The following is a 17,037-nucleotide window of genomic DNA, read 5'->3' as shown; positions in this document are numbered from 1 at the left end:
CTAGGAAAGAATTGGTAAATTTAAAATGCGTACTTAACAGAAAACTGTAAGCGCTTCATATCTCCGTCGCTTCCACTTTCTACTTCACGCTCAGCATGTTTGAATTCAGCCCCGAAGGTAAGTTTTTTAATCGGTGAATAAAGTAAGTTTGCGCTATAACTTTGGCTTGCTTTTGTTGGGTTGCCAGAAACAACTAATAAATCTTTGTTATTATCAGCCGAGAAAAAAGAATATAAGAACGTTGAGCGCCACTGACTGTTCCAGTGTTGTTGGTAAGCAATAAAACCAGAGGTTGAATCAATGGCATCTAAGTCGTTGTTACCATCGAGAACAGCGCCATGTGCTGCGTTTAAGCCAACATAACGGCCTAACCCTTGCCCCTGGGTTAGCATAAATTTAAGGTTGTTTTTACCCATGTTAACTTTACCTGATGCGCTAATACCAAACGAAGTTTCATCAGCATCAATACCATTTTGTTTATAAGTTAATTGGCGAGCAAGGCCTGTTACTACAAATTGGCCCCAATCAGCGTTCATTGTGTAGCGTGCAGTAAAGTCGGGTAGAGAGGCATCATCCGTAGCAACACGTGCGCCGCCCACGTCAGTTATTGTGCTTTCTGGGTTTTCAATTGAGAATGAAAAATTACCTGATGTATACCGCGCTTGAGCTTGGCGCACAAACACTGTGCCTTCAGCTGGGCCTACAAAGTCAAGTGTTTCAGGCAAAGCCCCCACGTTTTGAAAGTTTGACCACGCTTGACCAAACAACCAGCCGTCGTAGGTGATAAACGCTTGGCGAATACGAGGTGCATATGAGTTACTGACTCGCTCATTGCCGCCTGGGGCTGAGGCGATAAAGTCGATCTCAATTTTAGTTTTTATTTCTTTGCCGTTATCAAGCTTGGTCCCAGTACCAAAAAAGAAGCGAGATTGACGGGCATGCATATCAAATACTGCATCACTGTCAACACCTGAGCCTACGGGAGTTGTGCCAGGTACATAAAAATCACGACCAATACTTCCACCGGCAGGTACGCCGTCTGAATAATCACTCCACATCGCATCAAGTTTGACATAGCCACCGTAGCTGACATTTGTGTCGCCTAATTTTGCAGCGTGTGCGCCAGTACTAAGCGCACTCAAAACAGCAGCCGCAGTGAGCGATTTAAGTAAAATAGTTTTTGTTGCCATGATTTATTTCCTATTCGGTTTAGTTGTTATACTTTTAAGTCACTTTTGATGATGTACGCTTTTTACTCAATTACCTATTGGTCTATTAGACTAAGGTGGCACGCAGGTAGACTTGATAAAACAGGGGAGTTAACCTTCATTACGGTGAATATCAAAGCCATAGCTGTTATATACAGTGCGATGGCTAAATTATAAAAATAGTATTACAACTAAGGTCTAATACTTTCATTGACGCTGCTGGGTAATCCTTGGAGTAGGCCTTTGGCAAGTAATTAAAAATGGAGACGACTATGTCACAAAGTATCTATCCAGTTCCTGCAAATATCAAGAATGCAGCCTTAGTTGATAACGATAAATATAACACACTTTACAAGCAATCTATTGATGATCCTGAAGGTTTTTGGTCAGAACACGGCAAACGACTTGATTGGTCTACTCCTTATACTAAGGTAAAAAATACCTCTTTTGATAAAGGCCACATCAGTATTAAATGGTACGAAGATGGTGAGTTAAATGCTTCATACAACTGTATTGACCGCCACCTTGCGACAAAAGCGGACAAAACTGCATTAATTTGGGAAGGCGACAACCCAGAACATTGCGAGCATATTAGCTATCAGAAACTGCATGATGAAGTGGCAAAGTTTGCTAATGGTCTTAAAAAATTAGGCGTTAAAAAAGGTGATCGGATAGCTATTTATATGCCGATGTCACCGCAAGCCGTTTATGCAATGCAAGCATGTGCTCGATTAGGCGCTATTCACTCAGTTGTGTTTGGTGGTTTTTCACCTTCAGCTATTGCCGACAGAATTAAAGATTCAGGCGCTAAAATAGTGATCACTTCTGATGAAGGTCGTCGTGCTGGAAATACAGTGCCGCTTAAAGCAAATGTAGATGAAGCCGTTGCCCAAGAGTCTGTAACAACCATTGAACATGTTGTTGTACATCAACTAACCGGAGGTGAAGTTGATTGGAATGAGCACGATGTGTGGTGGCATGATTTAGTTGCAGATGTACCTGCTGAATGTGCACCAGAACCAATGAATGCAGAAGACCCGCTATTTATTCTTTATACGTCAGGCTCTACAGGCCAACCTAAAGGTGTAGTACACACCACAGGTGGCTATTTAGTTTATTCGTCAATGACTCATGAATATGTATTTGATCTAAAAGAAGACGATGTATTTTGGTGTAGCGCTGATGTAGGTTGGATCACAGGTCACAGCTACATTGCTTATGGCCCACTCGTTAATGGCTGTACACAAGTTTTATTTGAAGGCGTGCCAACTTATCCAACTGCAGGTCGAATGGGTGAAGTGGTTGACAAGCATAGCGTTACCATTCTTTATACTGCACCTACAGCAATTCGCGCACTGATGGCTAAAGGTGATGAGCCTACATCGACCTCTAAACGCGATAGTCTACGTGTTTTAGGTTCAGTCGGTGAGCCGATAAATCCTGAAGCATGGACATGGTATTACGAGCAAATTGGTAACGAAAAGTGCCCTATAGTGGATACATGGTGGCAAACTGAAACCGGTGGCATTATGATCACGCCTTTACCTGGCGCAACAGACATGAAGCCGGGCTCAGCAACGCGTCCTTTCTTTGGTATTGCACCGGCATTATTTGATGCAGAAGGAAATACATTAGAAGGCGCAGTTGACGGTAATTTAGTTATCTTGGATAGCTGGCCTTCACAAGCTCGCACAGTTTATGGCGACCATGAACGTTTTGAACAAACTTATTTCTCAGCTTATCCAGGTGTATATTTTACAGGTGATGGCTGTCGCCGCGATGAAGACGGCTATTATTGGATTACGGGTCGTGTAGACGATGTACTTAATGTATCAGGGCATCGATTAGGTACCGCTGAAATAGAAAGCGCATTGGTTGCTCATGAAGCAGTGGCAGAAGCCGCTGTAGTTGGTTTCCCGCATGACATTAAAGGCCAAGGTATTTATGTTTACATTACACCAAATGAAGGTGTAACTGTAAGTGATGAACTGACTAAAGAAGTACGTAATTGGGTGCGCAAAGAACTTAGCCCAATAGCCTCGCCAGATATGATTCAATGGTCACCGGGTTTACCTAAAACACGTTCAGGAAAGATTATGCGTCGTATTTTACGCAAGATCGCTGCCAATGAGCACCAACAGCTTGGTGATACCTCGACACTTGCTGATCCGAGTGTAGTTGATGAACTTATCGAGAATAGATTAAATCGTTAAATATGCGTTAAAAACTTGATTAGAAGTTGATTCTAAACGTAGTATATCGGCTGTCATCTAATTGATGACAGCCGAATTTATTAGGAGTGAACCATGAGTCAGTTTTTAATAGCGGACGACCACCCGTTATTTCGTGAAGCACTAAAAGGGGCATTAAGTACTAAGTTTGCTGATTTAGAAGTATTTGAATCTGACGACTTTGATACAACATTGCAAGTGCTTAACGAGCAAGAAGATTTAGATATCTTATTACTAGACCTACACATGCCAGGTAATGGCGACTTATACGGCCTAATTCGTATCCGAGAAGATTATCCAAGCTTACCTATCGCTGTGGTGTCGGGGAGCGAAGATATTAATATCGTATCAAAGGTAATGAGCTATGGTGCAATGGGCTTTATACCTAAGTCATCGTCGTCAGAAGACATTGCTGGCGCAATCAATCAAATTCTTGATGGTGATATATGGTTACCACTTGACCTCAAAGATAAAGTGGCAACAATCGAAGGTGAAGATAAAGAAATTGCGGCACAAGTAGCATCGCTTACCCCGCAGCAATATAAAGTTTTACAATATCTCCACGAAGGATTACTTAATAAGCAAATTGCTTATGAGTTACATATTTCTGAAGCAACCGTAAAAGCTCACATTACTGCAATTTTTAGAAAGTTAGGCGTTTACAATCGTACTCAAGCTGTACTTATTGCAGCAAAATTACAACTAGAACCTATTGAGTCGGCATCTTAACTTAAATAATAAAGAGGCAAATAGCCTCTTCATTTAGCTTATTAATTTAGCTAAACACCACCGTTTTATTACCATTTATAAACAGCTTATGCTCAGACGCTAATTGGAGTGCTTTGCAGAAAACTGTTTTTTCTACATCTTTACCCATTTTCGCCATTATTTCTGCGGTATTTGCATGATTTACATGTGTTACGTCTTGCATAATAATAGGACCTTCATCGAGTTCATTATTAACAAAGTGCGCTGTTGCACCAATGATCTTTACCCCTCGTTCAAATGCTTGGTGATAGGGTTTGGCGCCAATAAATGCTGGTAAAAAGGAATGATGAATATTAATAATTTTACCGTCAAAGCGGCCAACAAATTCAGGGCTTAAAATTCGCATGTATTTAGCCAGGCCAATAATATCTGGTTTGTAACTAGCAATTAAGTCGCCCACTTGTTGATCATGCTCTAAACGGCTTAAACCTTCATGGCTGACAACATGAAACGGCACATTGAAACCTTTTGCCAGCGGTGCTAAATCAGCGTAATTAGCTATTACAGCAAGCACCTCAATATTTAATGCTTGCTCAAATTGCTTGAGTAACACGCCCCCAAGGCAATGTGCCTCTTTGGTGGCAAGTAACACCACTTTTGTTTTTTCATCGTTGTGTAAAGTAACCTTTGCCCCATTAGGTAAAATAGATTCAAGTTGCTCAATAAAGTCTTCGCTAGGCTGTCCGGTCAACTCTGTACGCATAAAAAAGCGATGAGCGTCTTTGTCTACAAATTCATTATTGCGGGTAATATTTAAATTATGTTCGTGGCACAGCCCGGTGATTTTAGCTATTAAACCTACATCATCGGCACATTGCGTTGTTAGTATCATGTTCATTAGTCCTCATTCCAATCCCGTGATAATCAGCCCCATTATTTGTTAATTAGCCTGCAATGCAAGAGCTTTATTGAGTAATTGACGATTACTCATGTGTGTTGTGGAGATGCACAAGCCGATAATGTGTTTTTATATAAAAATGTCGTTATTCAGCATGTCAGATATTGCATTGAGAGCGGATGCTGGAAAGCATAATACTTATTTAAGTTAATTGCTTATATAAATTAATAAGGAGTACATAATCGCCGGCTTTTAGGGATTTTTTTGCTAGAGTGAAATAACTACTTTAAATCGTTTATTATTTTTATCTGTTTATAATTATTAAAGTTTACGATATAAAGGAAGGCATAGACTTAGTCAGGGATTGAAGAATGGATGGTGTGTTAGTACTAATCGTCTTATTCGCATTAGTGGTAATTGCTGGTGCAATAGCAGGATTAATTGCGTTAACCAAAGTAAGCACGTTGCAGCATGATGTTGCGTCTTTAAAAAAACAATTAAATGAGATAGTCAAAAAAACCTCAATTCAAGAGTCACAATACGTTGTAAGAGATTTTACTGAACACCAAAAAGATGTCAGTAATAATGAAGAAAATCACTCAGATTCACCTCGTGTTGAGCAAGCTAACCCTATTAATGTAGTTGCCTCAAATCCTACTCTTGCAAACCAAACTAGTGCTGCCTATTCACTCGCTAAAAAACGCTCTTCTTCCCGTGTCGATGCTTTTATCAAAAAGTTTAAAGTCGAGTTTCAACAAAACTGGATGACATGGATTGGTGGTATCGCGCTGGCCTTTGGTGGGATATTTTTAGCAAAATATAGCTTAGATGCGGGTTTATTATCGCCAAGTTTACGGCTCACTTTTGGTGGCTTATTTGGTGTAGCGTTAATTGCAGGTGCTGAATATCTTCATCGAAAAGGCATTGTTTTTGAAGGCTTTAATAACTATATCCCGGCTGCTTTAGCAGGAGGCGGGTTTATTAGTTGTTTTGCATTAACGCTGCTTGCTTACTCAAGTTATGCGATGCTAAGCCCCACGACTGCTTTTGTGATGCTAGCAGTTATTGCACTGGCTGCAAGCTCAATGGCACTGCGCTTAGGGCCATTGTTAGCGGTATTAGGGATTGTGGGGGCGTATAGCGTACCAATTTGGGTTAATACTGGCAGCGGTAACTTAATGGCGTTGTTGATGTACATTGGCTTTGTTACTTTGGCTGCGGTGTTAGTGGCGCAAAGGGTAAAACGTCCATGGTTGTGGTATCTACTTTGGATAGGGCATATTGGCTGGTATTGGGTGGCATTAAGTGTGATTAACGCACATCAATATTGGATTGTCGGTGTTTTTGCACTGTTATCTATTATTGGCCTGATTGCAATGATGCGTTTAGGTATTACTTTGCGTTTGCTGGAGTACCGCCCACATAGTTTAAAACGTTTATTAAAATTACAGCCGGATCACCCATTATTGTTAGCGATTGTGGTGCCGTTATTATTCACAATCGTCATCTCTATGGCGAGTGTACAATGGCAAATTGTGATGGTGTGTCTAATCGTCATGCTGCTATTTTTGGTGCTGCAAAATAGCCGTTGGGATCTATGGCAAGGTTTAGCGTTGCTAATTGCTGTTTTACTGGTTGTAACTCAGCATAATTATACTATTGGTGGTAACGACCATTTATTTATATTTAAAAATATCTATGGGCTTGGTTTATTACTCGGTATAGGTTTTTGTGTGTACGGGCTGTTTTTTGGTGCGCGTTATTATAAACGCTTAAGCTTTCATTTAGTGGCTGCCTTTAGTCTGTTTGTATTAATAGCAACACTTTACACTTTAACCTCAGAGCAAGACTTAGCGGTAGCGTATTCACTATGGACAGTATTATTATTGCTTGGCAGTGGCGTTTTGATCAAATGTGCGCAAAATGCCCATACCCAATGGCAGCAGTTTAGTTATTGGGTTGGTGCTAATGCTAATGTCACCTTGTGTTTAACCATGTTATTGGCTGATAGTGGCCTCACGCTTGCGTTGGCTATTCAGGTATTGGTGATCAGCTACTTAGTAAAGCGCAAAAACGTACCTATGCCACATTGGCCTATTAAAGCCTTAGTGGCTGGCGTTTTAGCTCGTTTAACGTTTGCACCCTGGATGGAGAGTTATACAGATTTAACGCTTCTTTCAATGCATTGGAGCATAGTGGTTTACCCCATTGCTGTTGGGCTATTTTGGTTTGCTGCAAAGCTATGGCAAAAAACCGATATGAAAATTTGGCTCGAAGGGGCTGCACTGCATTGTTTAGCTTTATTTATCACCACTGAAACAAGCTATCAATTAGTTGGGCATTATCCACAACTTGGCTCTTTAAGTTTTTATGAGCAAGTATTACTTAGTTGTAATTGGCTAACATTAGGTTGTGTTTATTTATATCGCGCGCAAAGTGCAGGGCAGTTGGGTAAGCTATACACAATAGCAGGTTTAATATTATCGGCTTTAGCTGGACTACTGCTGTTAAACACTACACTTAACGAAAATCCATTACTAACATCCTTGTATGTAGGTGAAACTCCTGTGTTTAACTGGGTAATATTGATGTGGTTAATTCCAAGTGCCTTAGCGCTGTGGTTGGCTAAATTAGTTAAATCGATTAATACCCAACTTAGTAAAATAACATTGGCAGTAGCGGGCGTTTTAGCTGCATTAGCAATTACCGCACTTATTCGCCAGTATTGGCAAGGTGCCTATATCTACTTAGGTAAAACAACCAGTGATGCTGAATTATATAGCTATTCGATTATTTGGTTATTGCTCGGCGCGCTGGTGGTCATTTCAGGGCATTTAAAGCAACAACTGCTGTTACAAAAAATTGGGCTTGGTATTCTTGGTGCAGTAATAGTTAAAGTGTTTTTAATTGATATGGCAAGCCTCACGGGTTTACTCAAAGCCATATCATTTATTGGCTTAGGCTTATCGCTGGTGGGCTTGAGCTGGCTTTTTCAAAAGCTTAGGAGTAAAGCGCAAGTTAGCTGATTTTAATAAACAGTACACCTAGCAAAATTGCTAGGTGTACTTATGTTGTTTAGCACGAGTCTGTTTAATTTATTGCCTAGTACCTAGCACATCACGTACTGTGATTAAGCAGTGCTTTTAATTTCCCTGGCTTTATCGGTTTGGATAAGTAATGAATATCAGCGGCTTTAGTCGCTTGCTTTAGTTCATCATCACGCACAGCGGTAATCAAAATAGCGGGTACAGGGCTTTGCCAAATTTCACGCAAGGTTTTAATAAGCGTTATGCCATCACATTCATGGCCAAGTTGATAATCCATTAGAATGACGTCAGGTGCACTGTGGAGCTTAGCGTATTCCATCACCGTTTCAACATGGTCAAAGAGCTGATAATTTGCTTGCCATTTTTGTAATAAACTCGCCATGGCATTGAGATTCTCAGGGTCATCATCTACAGCAATAACATTCATTGCGGCGCGATTTTCAAACAAGCTGTTAGTCGCCTTTTTTTGCTGTACAAATTGATTGTCGCCATAAGGAACTTCAATACTAAAGCGACTGCCTTTTTTGACCGTTGAGTGCACTTCTAATCGCAAGCTTAGTAAATCTACCATGCGTTTTACAACACCTAAACCGAGTCCGACACCTTTGTTATCGCCGGCTTCAATGCGGTAAAAATCGTTGAAGATTTTTGCTTGTTCACTATCACTAATTCCGGGGCCTGTATCCCAAACCTCAATACGTAGGTGGTGTTTACGTTTACGGCATGCAACGAGTACTTTGCCGCTTTCAGTGTATTTAACAGCATTAGATACTAGATTTTGAATTATGCGGCGCAAGTAAGTAATGTCGCTATGAACAATTTGACCCTGCGAGCGAACATGTAATTTAAGGCCTTTTTCACTGGATAAAATAGCGTATTCATTACGCAGCGGCGCTAATATATCGTCAATATTAAAATGGCGTGGTGAAGGTGTCATCGCACCTTGTTCCAGCTTCGCAATTTCAAGAAGGGCTGACATAAGGTGCACGGTTGAATCGAGACTCGCACCCAGCTTTTCAAAGTTATTGATATTATTGTCAGCTAACGATTTTTCATCAATGGCTGCTAAGTATAACCGCGCGGCATTGAGTGGCTGTAAAATGTCATGGCTGGCTAAAGCCAAAAAGCGTGTCTTACTATCATTTGCTTGTTCTGCCTCTCTCTTGGCTAAAGTGAGTGCTTGCTCTGTTTGAACGCGGCTGTCGATTTGTGCTTCGAGATCTTTATTAATAGTACGTATCTCTTGCGTACGGGCCTCAATGCGGTTTTCAAGGTCCATATTTACTTCTTCAAGCGCATTTTGAGTGGCAATGTGCGTGGTGATGTCTGAAAAACTGGTAACAAACCCACCATCTGGCAGTGGGTTGCCTGTCATTTCGTATACTTGGCCATTGCGGCGATGACGGATGAAGTGATGTGAAGTGCCATTTTTTAAATGCTGTACGCGCTTTTCTACTTGTCGATCTATTTCACCTGGGCCACACTCTCCGCGCTCTGCATTGTAACGAATAATGTCTTCAATTGGTTGACCAACCTCTAAAAAGTCGGCTGGGTAATCAAACATTTCAGCGTATCGTTTATTCCACGCAACGAGGTTGAGGTCTTTATCAACCACAGAAATACCATGGCTCAAGTTTTCTAATGAAGTAAATAATAAGTTTTGATTAAACTGCAGTGCTTGTGTGGTTTCATCAAAAAAGTTAACCACTTCTTCAAACGCCATTCGTTTACCTGAAGCAACAGTATGAACAAGCGCTTGAGCTGAAGACGCTCCTAACACACCTGTGAGGGCACGTTCACAATATGCAATGAATTCAGGGGAAGGGTGAGCGTTGTTATCGCCAAGTGGATTTGTGAGCGAGAATTGAGCCATTACTTGCTGACTGCGTTGTACACCTAAAAAAGTTTGTAGCAGCACTTTAAAATCATAAACAGTGGCTTGAACGTTTTTATTTAAGCGCCTAGCAAGGACAGCTTGCTCTTTTGGGTTAACAAATGCAGCTGCTTGAATTTTGTCAATTAAACGCTCATCTGCACCTAATGAAAAGCTAATGTAACAGCCTATATTTGCAAACAAAGCAATCAGTGTTCCACGCGTGATTAACGTTTGCTGAAGCTCTGTGTCAAGGGTGTTTCCGGCATCTAAAATTGGCAGCATTAAAAATAACACCCAACAACTAAAGCCCGCTAAAAGACCTGCGTACACACCATAAGCATGACCTTTTCGCCAATATAATCCCCCGACAATCGCAGGCAGCAATTGCGTAACAAGTGAGAAGGCAACTAACCCCATGCTCGCGAGTGCTTTTCCATGGCCAAACCATTGCTGATAAAAATATGACAGAATTAAAATACCAGCAATAGTAAAGCGTCTAACTAGTAAAATCTGCGATTTATAACTGCTGGTGATCAGGTTGCGTTTAAATTTACGACGCAACATTAACGGTAGTACTACATCGTTTGAGATCATCGTGCTGAGGGTCAGAGTTGCTACGACGATCATCGCAGTGGCTGCGGAAATACCACCAATAAACACGAATGTAGTAAGGGGGATGTTTTCATGCATTAAAGGCAGCGCGAGTACAAAGCTGTCAGGTGAAAATCCGTTACCAATGTTAGGGTGAATGGCCGCAGTTGCTATCGGTAAAATCATTGCTGCGGTCAGTAGTAAATAAAGTGGGAATGCCCAACGCGCTGTGAATAAGTGCCGTTTATCTTGATTATCGACCACGGTGACATGAAATTGTCTTGGTAAACATATAATGGCTGCCGCAGCCATTAATGATTGACCAATAAAATTAAAGCCAAAAAAATTAAAACTATTCCAATGTGACCAAAGCGATTCACTGATTAATACTTCACGCTCTTCGGGTAAATTCAATAAGGTGTATACCGCCAAACCAGCCACAGCGACTAGTGCGAGTAATTTTATTAACGATTCAAAGGCAACTGCTAGCATAAGGCCTGATCGGTATTCAGTGACATCGACTTTTCGAGTGCCAAAAAATATGGCGAACATGGTCATAACAAGTGTTGCGGACAAAGCGACCATAGAGCCTGATATCTTGTTGTCGCTTTGAAGCAGCAAAAAGCTACTACTGAGGGCTTTTAACTGTAATGCGATGTAAGGAATGGTTGCGAGTAAGGCTATAACTGTGACCATGATCGCGGTAGTTTGGCGTTTGCCGTAGCGTGCGGAGATAAAATCAGCAATGGTGGTGATGTTTTGTTTTTTACTGACTAGCACCAGCTTTCTTAAAAAGCCTTGGCCAAATATAAATAATAATGCGGGCCCCAATAGAATAGGTAAATAACTCCAGCTGCTGGTTGCTGCAGTGCCAACAGAGCCGTAATAGGTCCACGAAGTACAATAAATCCCCAATGAAAACGAGTATACAAAAGGGTGGTGGCTAATCCGTTTTGATAGTGGAGTCGTTTTGTCTCCCCAGTTAGCTAACCAAAATAATACGCCTATGTAGGCTAAAGCAACAAATATCAGTGCGGCAGTCATGACTTAATACGATTTTTATTATGTTAGTTCATACCATACCAGAAGTTGTCAGTCATTTGCGTCGTCAATTTGGAATGGTGATTTAACAATATTTTCAAGGTGTTGATAATTATATAGTTATTTTAATTTTGTGTTTTTATTAGACTAATGTCGAAGATCAGCATAAAAGCGTATTTTTTTTAGTCATTATGGAGCTGGAAATAATTAAGTTTATGATATTAAAGATTTTTAACTTAAATTTAACAGGTTGCGTTTTACAGTTTACGTAAACGTTAACTTGATGTTACGACTATGGTCTCAAATCAATCTTGTTAAGGCATTGCTAAGTTTAATAACGAAAATAAAAAACACATCACTTTTAACGATGTTGAAGAGGAAATAAAAATGGCTTTTAAAGATGAAGAACAAGCAAAAGCTTACTGGGCGGAAAACATTTCGCTGCTATTTAAATTATTAGCAGTGTGGTTTGTTGTGTCGTTTGGTTTTGGCATTTTACTGGTAGATGTACTTAATGAAGTACGTTTTTTTGGGTTTAAACTCGGCTTCTGGTTCTCCCAGCAAGGCGCTATTTATACCTTTGTGGCTTTGATTTTTGTTTACGTTTTCAAAATGAATACGTTGGATAAAAAATACGGCGTAGACGAATAGGAGCTTAAGTAATGGATGTTCAAACACTCACGTTTTTAATTGTTGGTTTAAGCTTCGCGCTTTATATCGGCATTGCAATTTGGGCCCGAGCTGGCTCAACAAATGAGTTTTATGTCGCTGGTGGTGGTGTACCGCCGCTTGCAAATGGTATGGCAACCGCTGCTGACTGGATGAGTGCGGCGTCATTTATCTCAATGGCCGGAATTATCTCGTTCGCAGGTTATGACGGTGGCGTATACCTAATGGGCTGGACGGGTGGTTATGTACTGCTTGCTATGTGCCTTGCACCTTATCTACGTAAATTTGGTAAATTTACAGTACCTGACTTTATTGGCGACCGTTACTACTCTCGCACAGCGCGTTTGGTGGCAATATTTTGTGCTATTTTCATTTGCTTTACTTATATTGCAGGGCAAATGCGTGGCGTAGGCGTTGTATTCTCTCGTTTCTTAGAAGTTGAAATTGAAACGGGTGTATACATTGGTATGGTTATCGTATTTTTCTATGCTGTTTTAGGTGGCATGAAAGGTATTACATACACTCAGGTAGCACAATACTGCGTACTTGTATTCGCTTATTTAGTGCCAGCAATTTTCATCTCAATGATGATGACAGGTCACTTTTTCCCACAAACTGGCTTTGGTGCTACGTTAAGTGATGGCTCTGGCATGTATGTGTTGGATAAATTAGATGGCTTGAGTTCTGAGCTTGGTTTTGCCCAATACACCGAAGGCTCTAAGAGTATGATTGATGTATTTGCAATCACTGGTGCCTTGATGGTGGGTACAGCGGGTTTACCACACGTTATTGTACGTTTCTTCACGGTTCCTCGTGTTAAAGATACACGTATTTCTGCAGCGTGGACATTAGTATTCATTGCGATTGTTTACACCACTGCACCTGCAGTTGCGTCATTTGCTCGCGTAAACATGATTGATACCATTAATGGTAAAGATGGCAGTGGTACCGAGTACGCACAAGCACCTGCTTGGATTAAAAATTGGGAAAGAACAGGACTTATTACCTTTAATGATAAAAATGGTGATGGCAAAATGTTCTATACCGCAGGCAAAATTGATGATCCAAATAGCGCTAATGAAGTCAAAGTTGACCGCGATATTATGGTGTTGGCAAACCCAGAGATTGCTAACTTACCAGCGTGGGTTATCGCATTAGTTGCAGCGGGTGGTATAGCCGCAGCGCTTTCAACAACCGCGGGTTTATTATTGGTTATCTCGACCTCTGTGTCGCATGATTTACTCAAACGAACTCTAAAACCAGACATCAGTGATAAACAAGAGTTATTGGCAGCGAGGTTAGCTGCGATGGTAGCGATTGTTATCTCGGCATACTTTGGTATAAACCCGCCCGGCTTTGTGGCGTCGGTGGTGGCATTTGCATTCGGTTTAGCGGCTGCGAGTTTCTTCCCGGCGATCATTATGGGTATTTTCTCAAAATCGATGAATAAAGAGGGAGCAATTGCCGGCATGGTAACAGGTATAACCTTTACTGCTGCTTACATTATCTTCTTTAAATTTGTTAGCCCTGAACTAAATAGTCCTGAACATTGGTTCTTAGGTATTTCACCTGAAGGTATTGGTTTGATTGGTATGATTGTTAACTTTGGTGTTGCTGCAATTGTAATGAAACTAACCGGTGAAACACCTGTTGAAATCCAAGAAATGGTTGAAGGGATACGTAACCCTAAAGGGTCTAGTGAAGCCCACGCTCACTAAATAATATGTTAGTAATATATTTCAAAGCCCGACTTTTGTCGGGCTTTTTATTTTTAACAGATAGCAGTACAGTATTTATACACTTATTTATGTGAGTACAGTTATGAATAATGAGCAGCAGGAAGTCGCCCAATTTGTTATAGCCCAAACACCGTTTAGTCAGATTGATAGCAGTGCCACTGATTATTTTGCCGCTCACTTAGATAGTATTTATTTAACCCGTGAAAATCAGACTCAGTGGTTGCAGTCAGCATCACCGAAATTGTTTCTGATTCGCTCAGGTTTATATGATTTAGTGGATGCTAAAGGTGACGTTATCACGCGTTTAGCGCAGGGAGATTATTTTGGATTCCCATCTTTATTAACCGGAGAGGCAATACAAAATCGTTTAGAAACGCAAAAAGAGGGCATTGTGTATATGCTCAATCAAGATGCCTTTGATTTTTTGCGCCGCGAATATAAACCGTTCGAGCAATACTTTGTGCGGGCACATGCTAATCGATTACTTTCATCACATTATAAAAGTCAGAACGAAAGTTGGTCGGAGCGTAAGATCTCTGAATTAATGTCTCGTAAAGCGGTTACTTTAGCCCCTGATGCCAGTATTCGCCAAACGGCAAAGAAAATGAAAAAATATGGCGTTTCCTCAATCATGATCACTGAGTTTGAGAGATTAGTGGGGGTGGTAACAGATCGTGATTTACGTAATCGTGTACTTGCAGACGAGGTTGATCCTAAAGAGGCGATCAACTCAATAATGAGTAAAAAACCTAAATACATCTTTGAGAATAATCGGGTTTTTTCAGCGCTGCATTTAATGCTTAAACATAATATTCATCACTTACCGGTACTCGATGAACACCACAAAGCATTAGGTATGATCACCAGTACAGATTTGCTCAGACAACAAAAAAGTGACCCTGTACAATTAATTGGCCGTATTTATAAAGCGCATAGCATTGTTGATCTAAAGCGCTATGCTGCTGAAATACCTGAATTATTGCGTGGTTTTTCACACAACATCGATGATATATCATTGATAGGTAAGCTACTTAGCGGCTTAACTGACGCATTAACATCACGATTAATTCATCTATTTCAAGAAGACAATGGTGCAGCTCCCACTAGTTTTAGTTTTATCTGTTTTGGCTCGCAAGCGCGTGAGGAGCAAACACTGCATTCAGATCAAGACAATGGATTACTATTACCTGATGATTTAAGTGAAGCTCATCAAGATTATTTCCGTCGTATGGGTGAGTTTGTTTGTGAGCAGCTCGTTGAATGCGGTATCCGACGTTGTCCAGGTAATATAATGGCCAGCAGTGAGCTGTGTAGAATGAGTATTTCAGATTGGTGTGAACGTTTTTTTAAGTGGATAAAAAGCCCAACGCCAGAGGCAATGCTTAACTGTAAAATATTTTTTGATTTACGATTTATTGAAGGTTCAAACTCACTTTATACCAGTTTTTGTGAACAGCTTACGCGCATTTCGCGTGACGAGTTATTTTATGCGGCCATGGCCAGCGATATTAAATCGACGCCAGTGCCTATAGGTTTGTTTAATCAGTTTAAGTTAGAAAAAGATGCCAAACAGCATAAGTACATAGATTTAAAAAAACGGGGTGTAGTCATCATCAATGACATTGTACGTTTGTATGCGCTTAAAGCTGGTGTTCGCCGGGCAAATACACAAGAGCGCCTCGATGCGTTATTGAAGTACCCTCAGCTTAATAATCAAGATGTATATAACTTAAAGGATTGTTGGCGATTTTTAACTCAGTTACGGTTAAGAACACAGATTAACGAAGAGGGTTTACCCAGTAATTGCATTAACCCTGATAAGTTAAATTCACTAGAACGCCATCAACTAAAAGAGGCATTTTATTTAATCAAACAAGCTCAACAAGCCGCAGCCTTTAAATTTGCGCGAGGCAGTTTGTAATGGTTCATAACTTAGGTGCTAAACGTGGTTAAACGGTGGTTAAGCGAATACATATCACGACAAAGGTTGCTCGCTAAAAGTGTGTTCAGTCAGCGTTATCTTGTCATTGACTTAGAGCTAACAGGGCTAGACGCAAAGCAGCATGAAATCGTCTCTGTAGCATGGGTGCTGGTGGATCAGCAGTGTATAAAGTTAAGTAAAGCAGAGCACTACATTAATAAAGAAGTTAAACAACTTGAGCAAAGCCCGATTTTTCATGGAATTGCCCAACAAGAGGTCGCTCAGGGGCAAAGCTTGAGTGACATTTTAAACAAGCTCAGTAGGCACTTTGATGACGCCATTTTAGTGTTTCATAATGCAACTTTAGATTGGAGTTTTTTAAAGTGTGCTTTCAAAGCACATGGTATTAGTGCTAAACCGAAATTAATTGTTGATACCTTCCAAATTGAAAAAAAGCGCCTACTACAACAGGGGCAAGAAATAGCATTAGATGACTTAACGCTTTCAGCATGCAGAGCACGCTATGGGCTACCTTATTACGCTAACCATCACGCATTAACGGATGCGACTGCTACAGCTGAATTGTTATTGGCACAGTGTCATCATATTAGTTGTGCAAATGAACTAAAGCTGGCTGATATAGTAAAAGTTGCACTTTAAAGCAGTTAAATCGAATGTTATTTGATAACCTAACATACTGAAATTTAGTAATTCAATTGGTTTTATGATGAAAAATACTTTACTGCCTTCATTAGTTGGCGTGTCAGCCAGTTTAGTTGTTGTGTGGTGGCTACACGGGTTCTTACTCGCTGACAGTTGTTTAGACAATAGTGGTACGTTTAACTATGAAACTAACTTGTGTACTGGGGAGAATAACCAATTAATCGAGCTTGCGACCTCTTCAACGATGCTTGTTACCTATTGCATTGTGATTATGGTTGTATCACTACTAACGGCCAGTTTAATTAGAAAGATTTTTAGAATATAGGTACGCCCTAGTTAGCGAAATTAGTTTCGTTAAAAGGAAGGATTAAACATTTATTTAACTTTGCCTCTTATATTCAATTGCAAGGTCGATTACCAAAATCTGGGCCATCAAGAAGGAGGG

Annotated in this window: 11 protein-coding genes; 8 read left to right on the top strand and 3 right to left on the bottom strand. The window is 40.5% G+C overall.

Annotation, left to right across the window (positions count from 1 at the left end; all coding sequences use genetic code 11):
* Positions 1-20: 20 nt before the first annotated feature.
* The gene (locus CSC79_RS06300; protein ID WP_099294984.1) at positions 21-1,190 is read right to left on the bottom strand and encodes a DcaP family trimeric outer membrane transporter; all 1,170 of its coding nucleotides are present in this window, start codon (positions 1,188-1,190) and stop codon (positions 21-23) included.
* A gap of 290 nt (positions 1,191-1,480) precedes the next feature.
* On the opposite strand from CSC79_RS06300, the gene acs reads away from it, so the two are divergent.
* On the top strand, positions 1,481-3,421 hold the full coding sequence (gene acs, locus CSC79_RS06295) for an acetate--CoA ligase (RefSeq protein WP_099294983.1): 1,941 nt from the start codon (positions 1,481-1,483) through the stop codon (positions 3,419-3,421).
* Between the two features lie 93 nt (positions 3,422-3,514).
* Positions 3,515-4,168, top strand: a complete 654-nt coding sequence (locus tag CSC79_RS06290) for a response regulator transcription factor (RefSeq protein ID WP_099294982.1) — start codon at positions 3,515-3,517, stop codon at positions 4,166-4,168.
* A gap of 46 nt (positions 4,169-4,214) precedes the next feature.
* On the opposite strand, the gene purU is transcribed toward CSC79_RS06290, so the two are convergent.
* Positions 4,215-5,045, bottom strand: coding sequence for a formyltetrahydrofolate deformylase (purU, locus tag CSC79_RS06285; RefSeq protein WP_099294981.1), 831 nt, complete (start codon positions 5,043-5,045; stop codon positions 4,215-4,217).
* Positions 5,046-5,416: 371 nt separating this feature from the next.
* Between purU and CSC79_RS06280 the strand changes: the two genes are divergently transcribed.
* Entirely contained in the window at positions 5,417-8,071 is a 2,655-nt protein-coding gene (locus CSC79_RS06280) for a DUF2339 domain-containing protein (protein WP_099294980.1), read from the top strand.
* A gap of 91 nt (positions 8,072-8,162) precedes the next feature.
* Here CSC79_RS06280 and CSC79_RS06275 read toward each other — a convergent pair whose 3' ends face one another.
* Entirely contained in the window at positions 8,163-11,603 is a 3,441-nt protein-coding gene (locus tag CSC79_RS06275; protein WP_099294979.1) for a PAS-domain containing protein, read from the bottom strand.
* 384 nt (positions 11,604-11,987) lie between these two features.
* Between CSC79_RS06275 and CSC79_RS06270 the strand changes: the two genes are divergently transcribed.
* The 5 genes from CSC79_RS06270 to CSC79_RS06250 all read left to right on the top strand — a co-directional run bounded on the left by CSC79_RS06270 (position 11,988) and on the right by CSC79_RS06250 (position 16,917).
* Positions 11,988-12,251, top strand: a complete 264-nt coding sequence (locus CSC79_RS06270; RefSeq protein WP_004586074.1) for a DUF4212 domain-containing protein — start codon at positions 11,988-11,990, stop codon at positions 12,249-12,251.
* A gap of 11 nt (positions 12,252-12,262) precedes the next feature.
* The gene (locus tag CSC79_RS06265; protein ID WP_099294978.1) at positions 12,263-13,987 is read left to right on the top strand and encodes a sodium:solute symporter family protein; all 1,725 of its coding nucleotides are present in this window, start codon (positions 12,263-12,265) and stop codon (positions 13,985-13,987) included.
* Between the two features lie 103 nt (positions 13,988-14,090).
* Entirely contained in the window at positions 14,091-15,929 is a 1,839-nt protein-coding gene (locus tag CSC79_RS06260; RefSeq protein ID WP_099295073.1) for a DUF294 nucleotidyltransferase-like domain-containing protein, read from the top strand.
* A 24-nt stretch (positions 15,930-15,953) separates the two neighbouring features.
* Entirely contained in the window at positions 15,954-16,589 is a 636-nt protein-coding gene (locus tag CSC79_RS06255; protein WP_099294977.1) for a 3'-5' exonuclease, read from the top strand.
* Positions 16,590-16,653: 64 nt separating this feature from the next.
* Entirely contained in the window at positions 16,654-16,917 is a 264-nt protein-coding gene (locus tag CSC79_RS06250; RefSeq protein WP_143483819.1) for a hypothetical protein, read from the top strand.
* The last annotated feature ends 120 nt before the right edge of the window (positions 16,918-17,037 follow it).

The organism is Pseudoalteromonas sp. 3D05, assembly GCF_002723455.1.
Lineage (GTDB): Bacteria > Pseudomonadota > Gammaproteobacteria > Enterobacterales > Alteromonadaceae > Pseudoalteromonas.
The sequence above is the reverse complement of the archived record's forward strand: the minus strand, read 5'-3'. Positions and strand labels throughout refer to the sequence as shown.

What these genes read in the sequence shown, in the direction of transcription:
- CSC79_RS06275 (WP_099294979.1), bottom strand. Translation starts at nt 11,603, where the DNA reads ATGACTGCCGCACTGATATTTGTTGCTTTAGCCTACATAGGCGTATTA.
- CSC79_RS06260 (WP_099295073.1), top strand. Translation starts at nt 14,091, where the DNA reads ATGAATAATGAGCAGCAGGAAGTCGCCCAATTTGTTATAGCCCAAACA.
- CSC79_RS06300 (WP_099294984.1), bottom strand. Translation starts at nt 1,190, where the DNA reads ATGGCAACAAAAACTATTTTACTTAAATCGCTCACTGCGGCTGCTGTT.
- CSC79_RS06265 (WP_099294978.1), top strand. Translation starts at nt 12,263, where the DNA reads ATGGATGTTCAAACACTCACGTTTTTAATTGTTGGTTTAAGCTTCGCG.
- CSC79_RS06250 (WP_143483819.1), top strand. Translation starts at nt 16,654, where the DNA reads ATGATGAAAAATACTTTACTGCCTTCATTAGTTGGCGTGTCAGCCAGT.
- CSC79_RS06290 (WP_099294982.1), top strand. Translation starts at nt 3,515, where the DNA reads ATGAGTCAGTTTTTAATAGCGGACGACCACCCGTTATTTCGTGAAGCA.
- CSC79_RS06280 (WP_099294980.1), top strand. Translation starts at nt 5,417, where the DNA reads ATGGATGGTGTGTTAGTACTAATCGTCTTATTCGCATTAGTGGTAATT.
- acs (WP_099294983.1), top strand. Translation starts at nt 1,481, where the DNA reads ATGTCACAAAGTATCTATCCAGTTCCTGCAAATATCAAGAATGCAGCC.
- CSC79_RS06270 (WP_004586074.1), top strand. Translation starts at nt 11,988, where the DNA reads ATGGCTTTTAAAGATGAAGAACAAGCAAAAGCTTACTGGGCGGAAAAC.
- purU (WP_099294981.1), bottom strand. Translation starts at nt 5,045, where the DNA reads ATGAACATGATACTAACAACGCAATGTGCCGATGATGTAGGTTTAATA.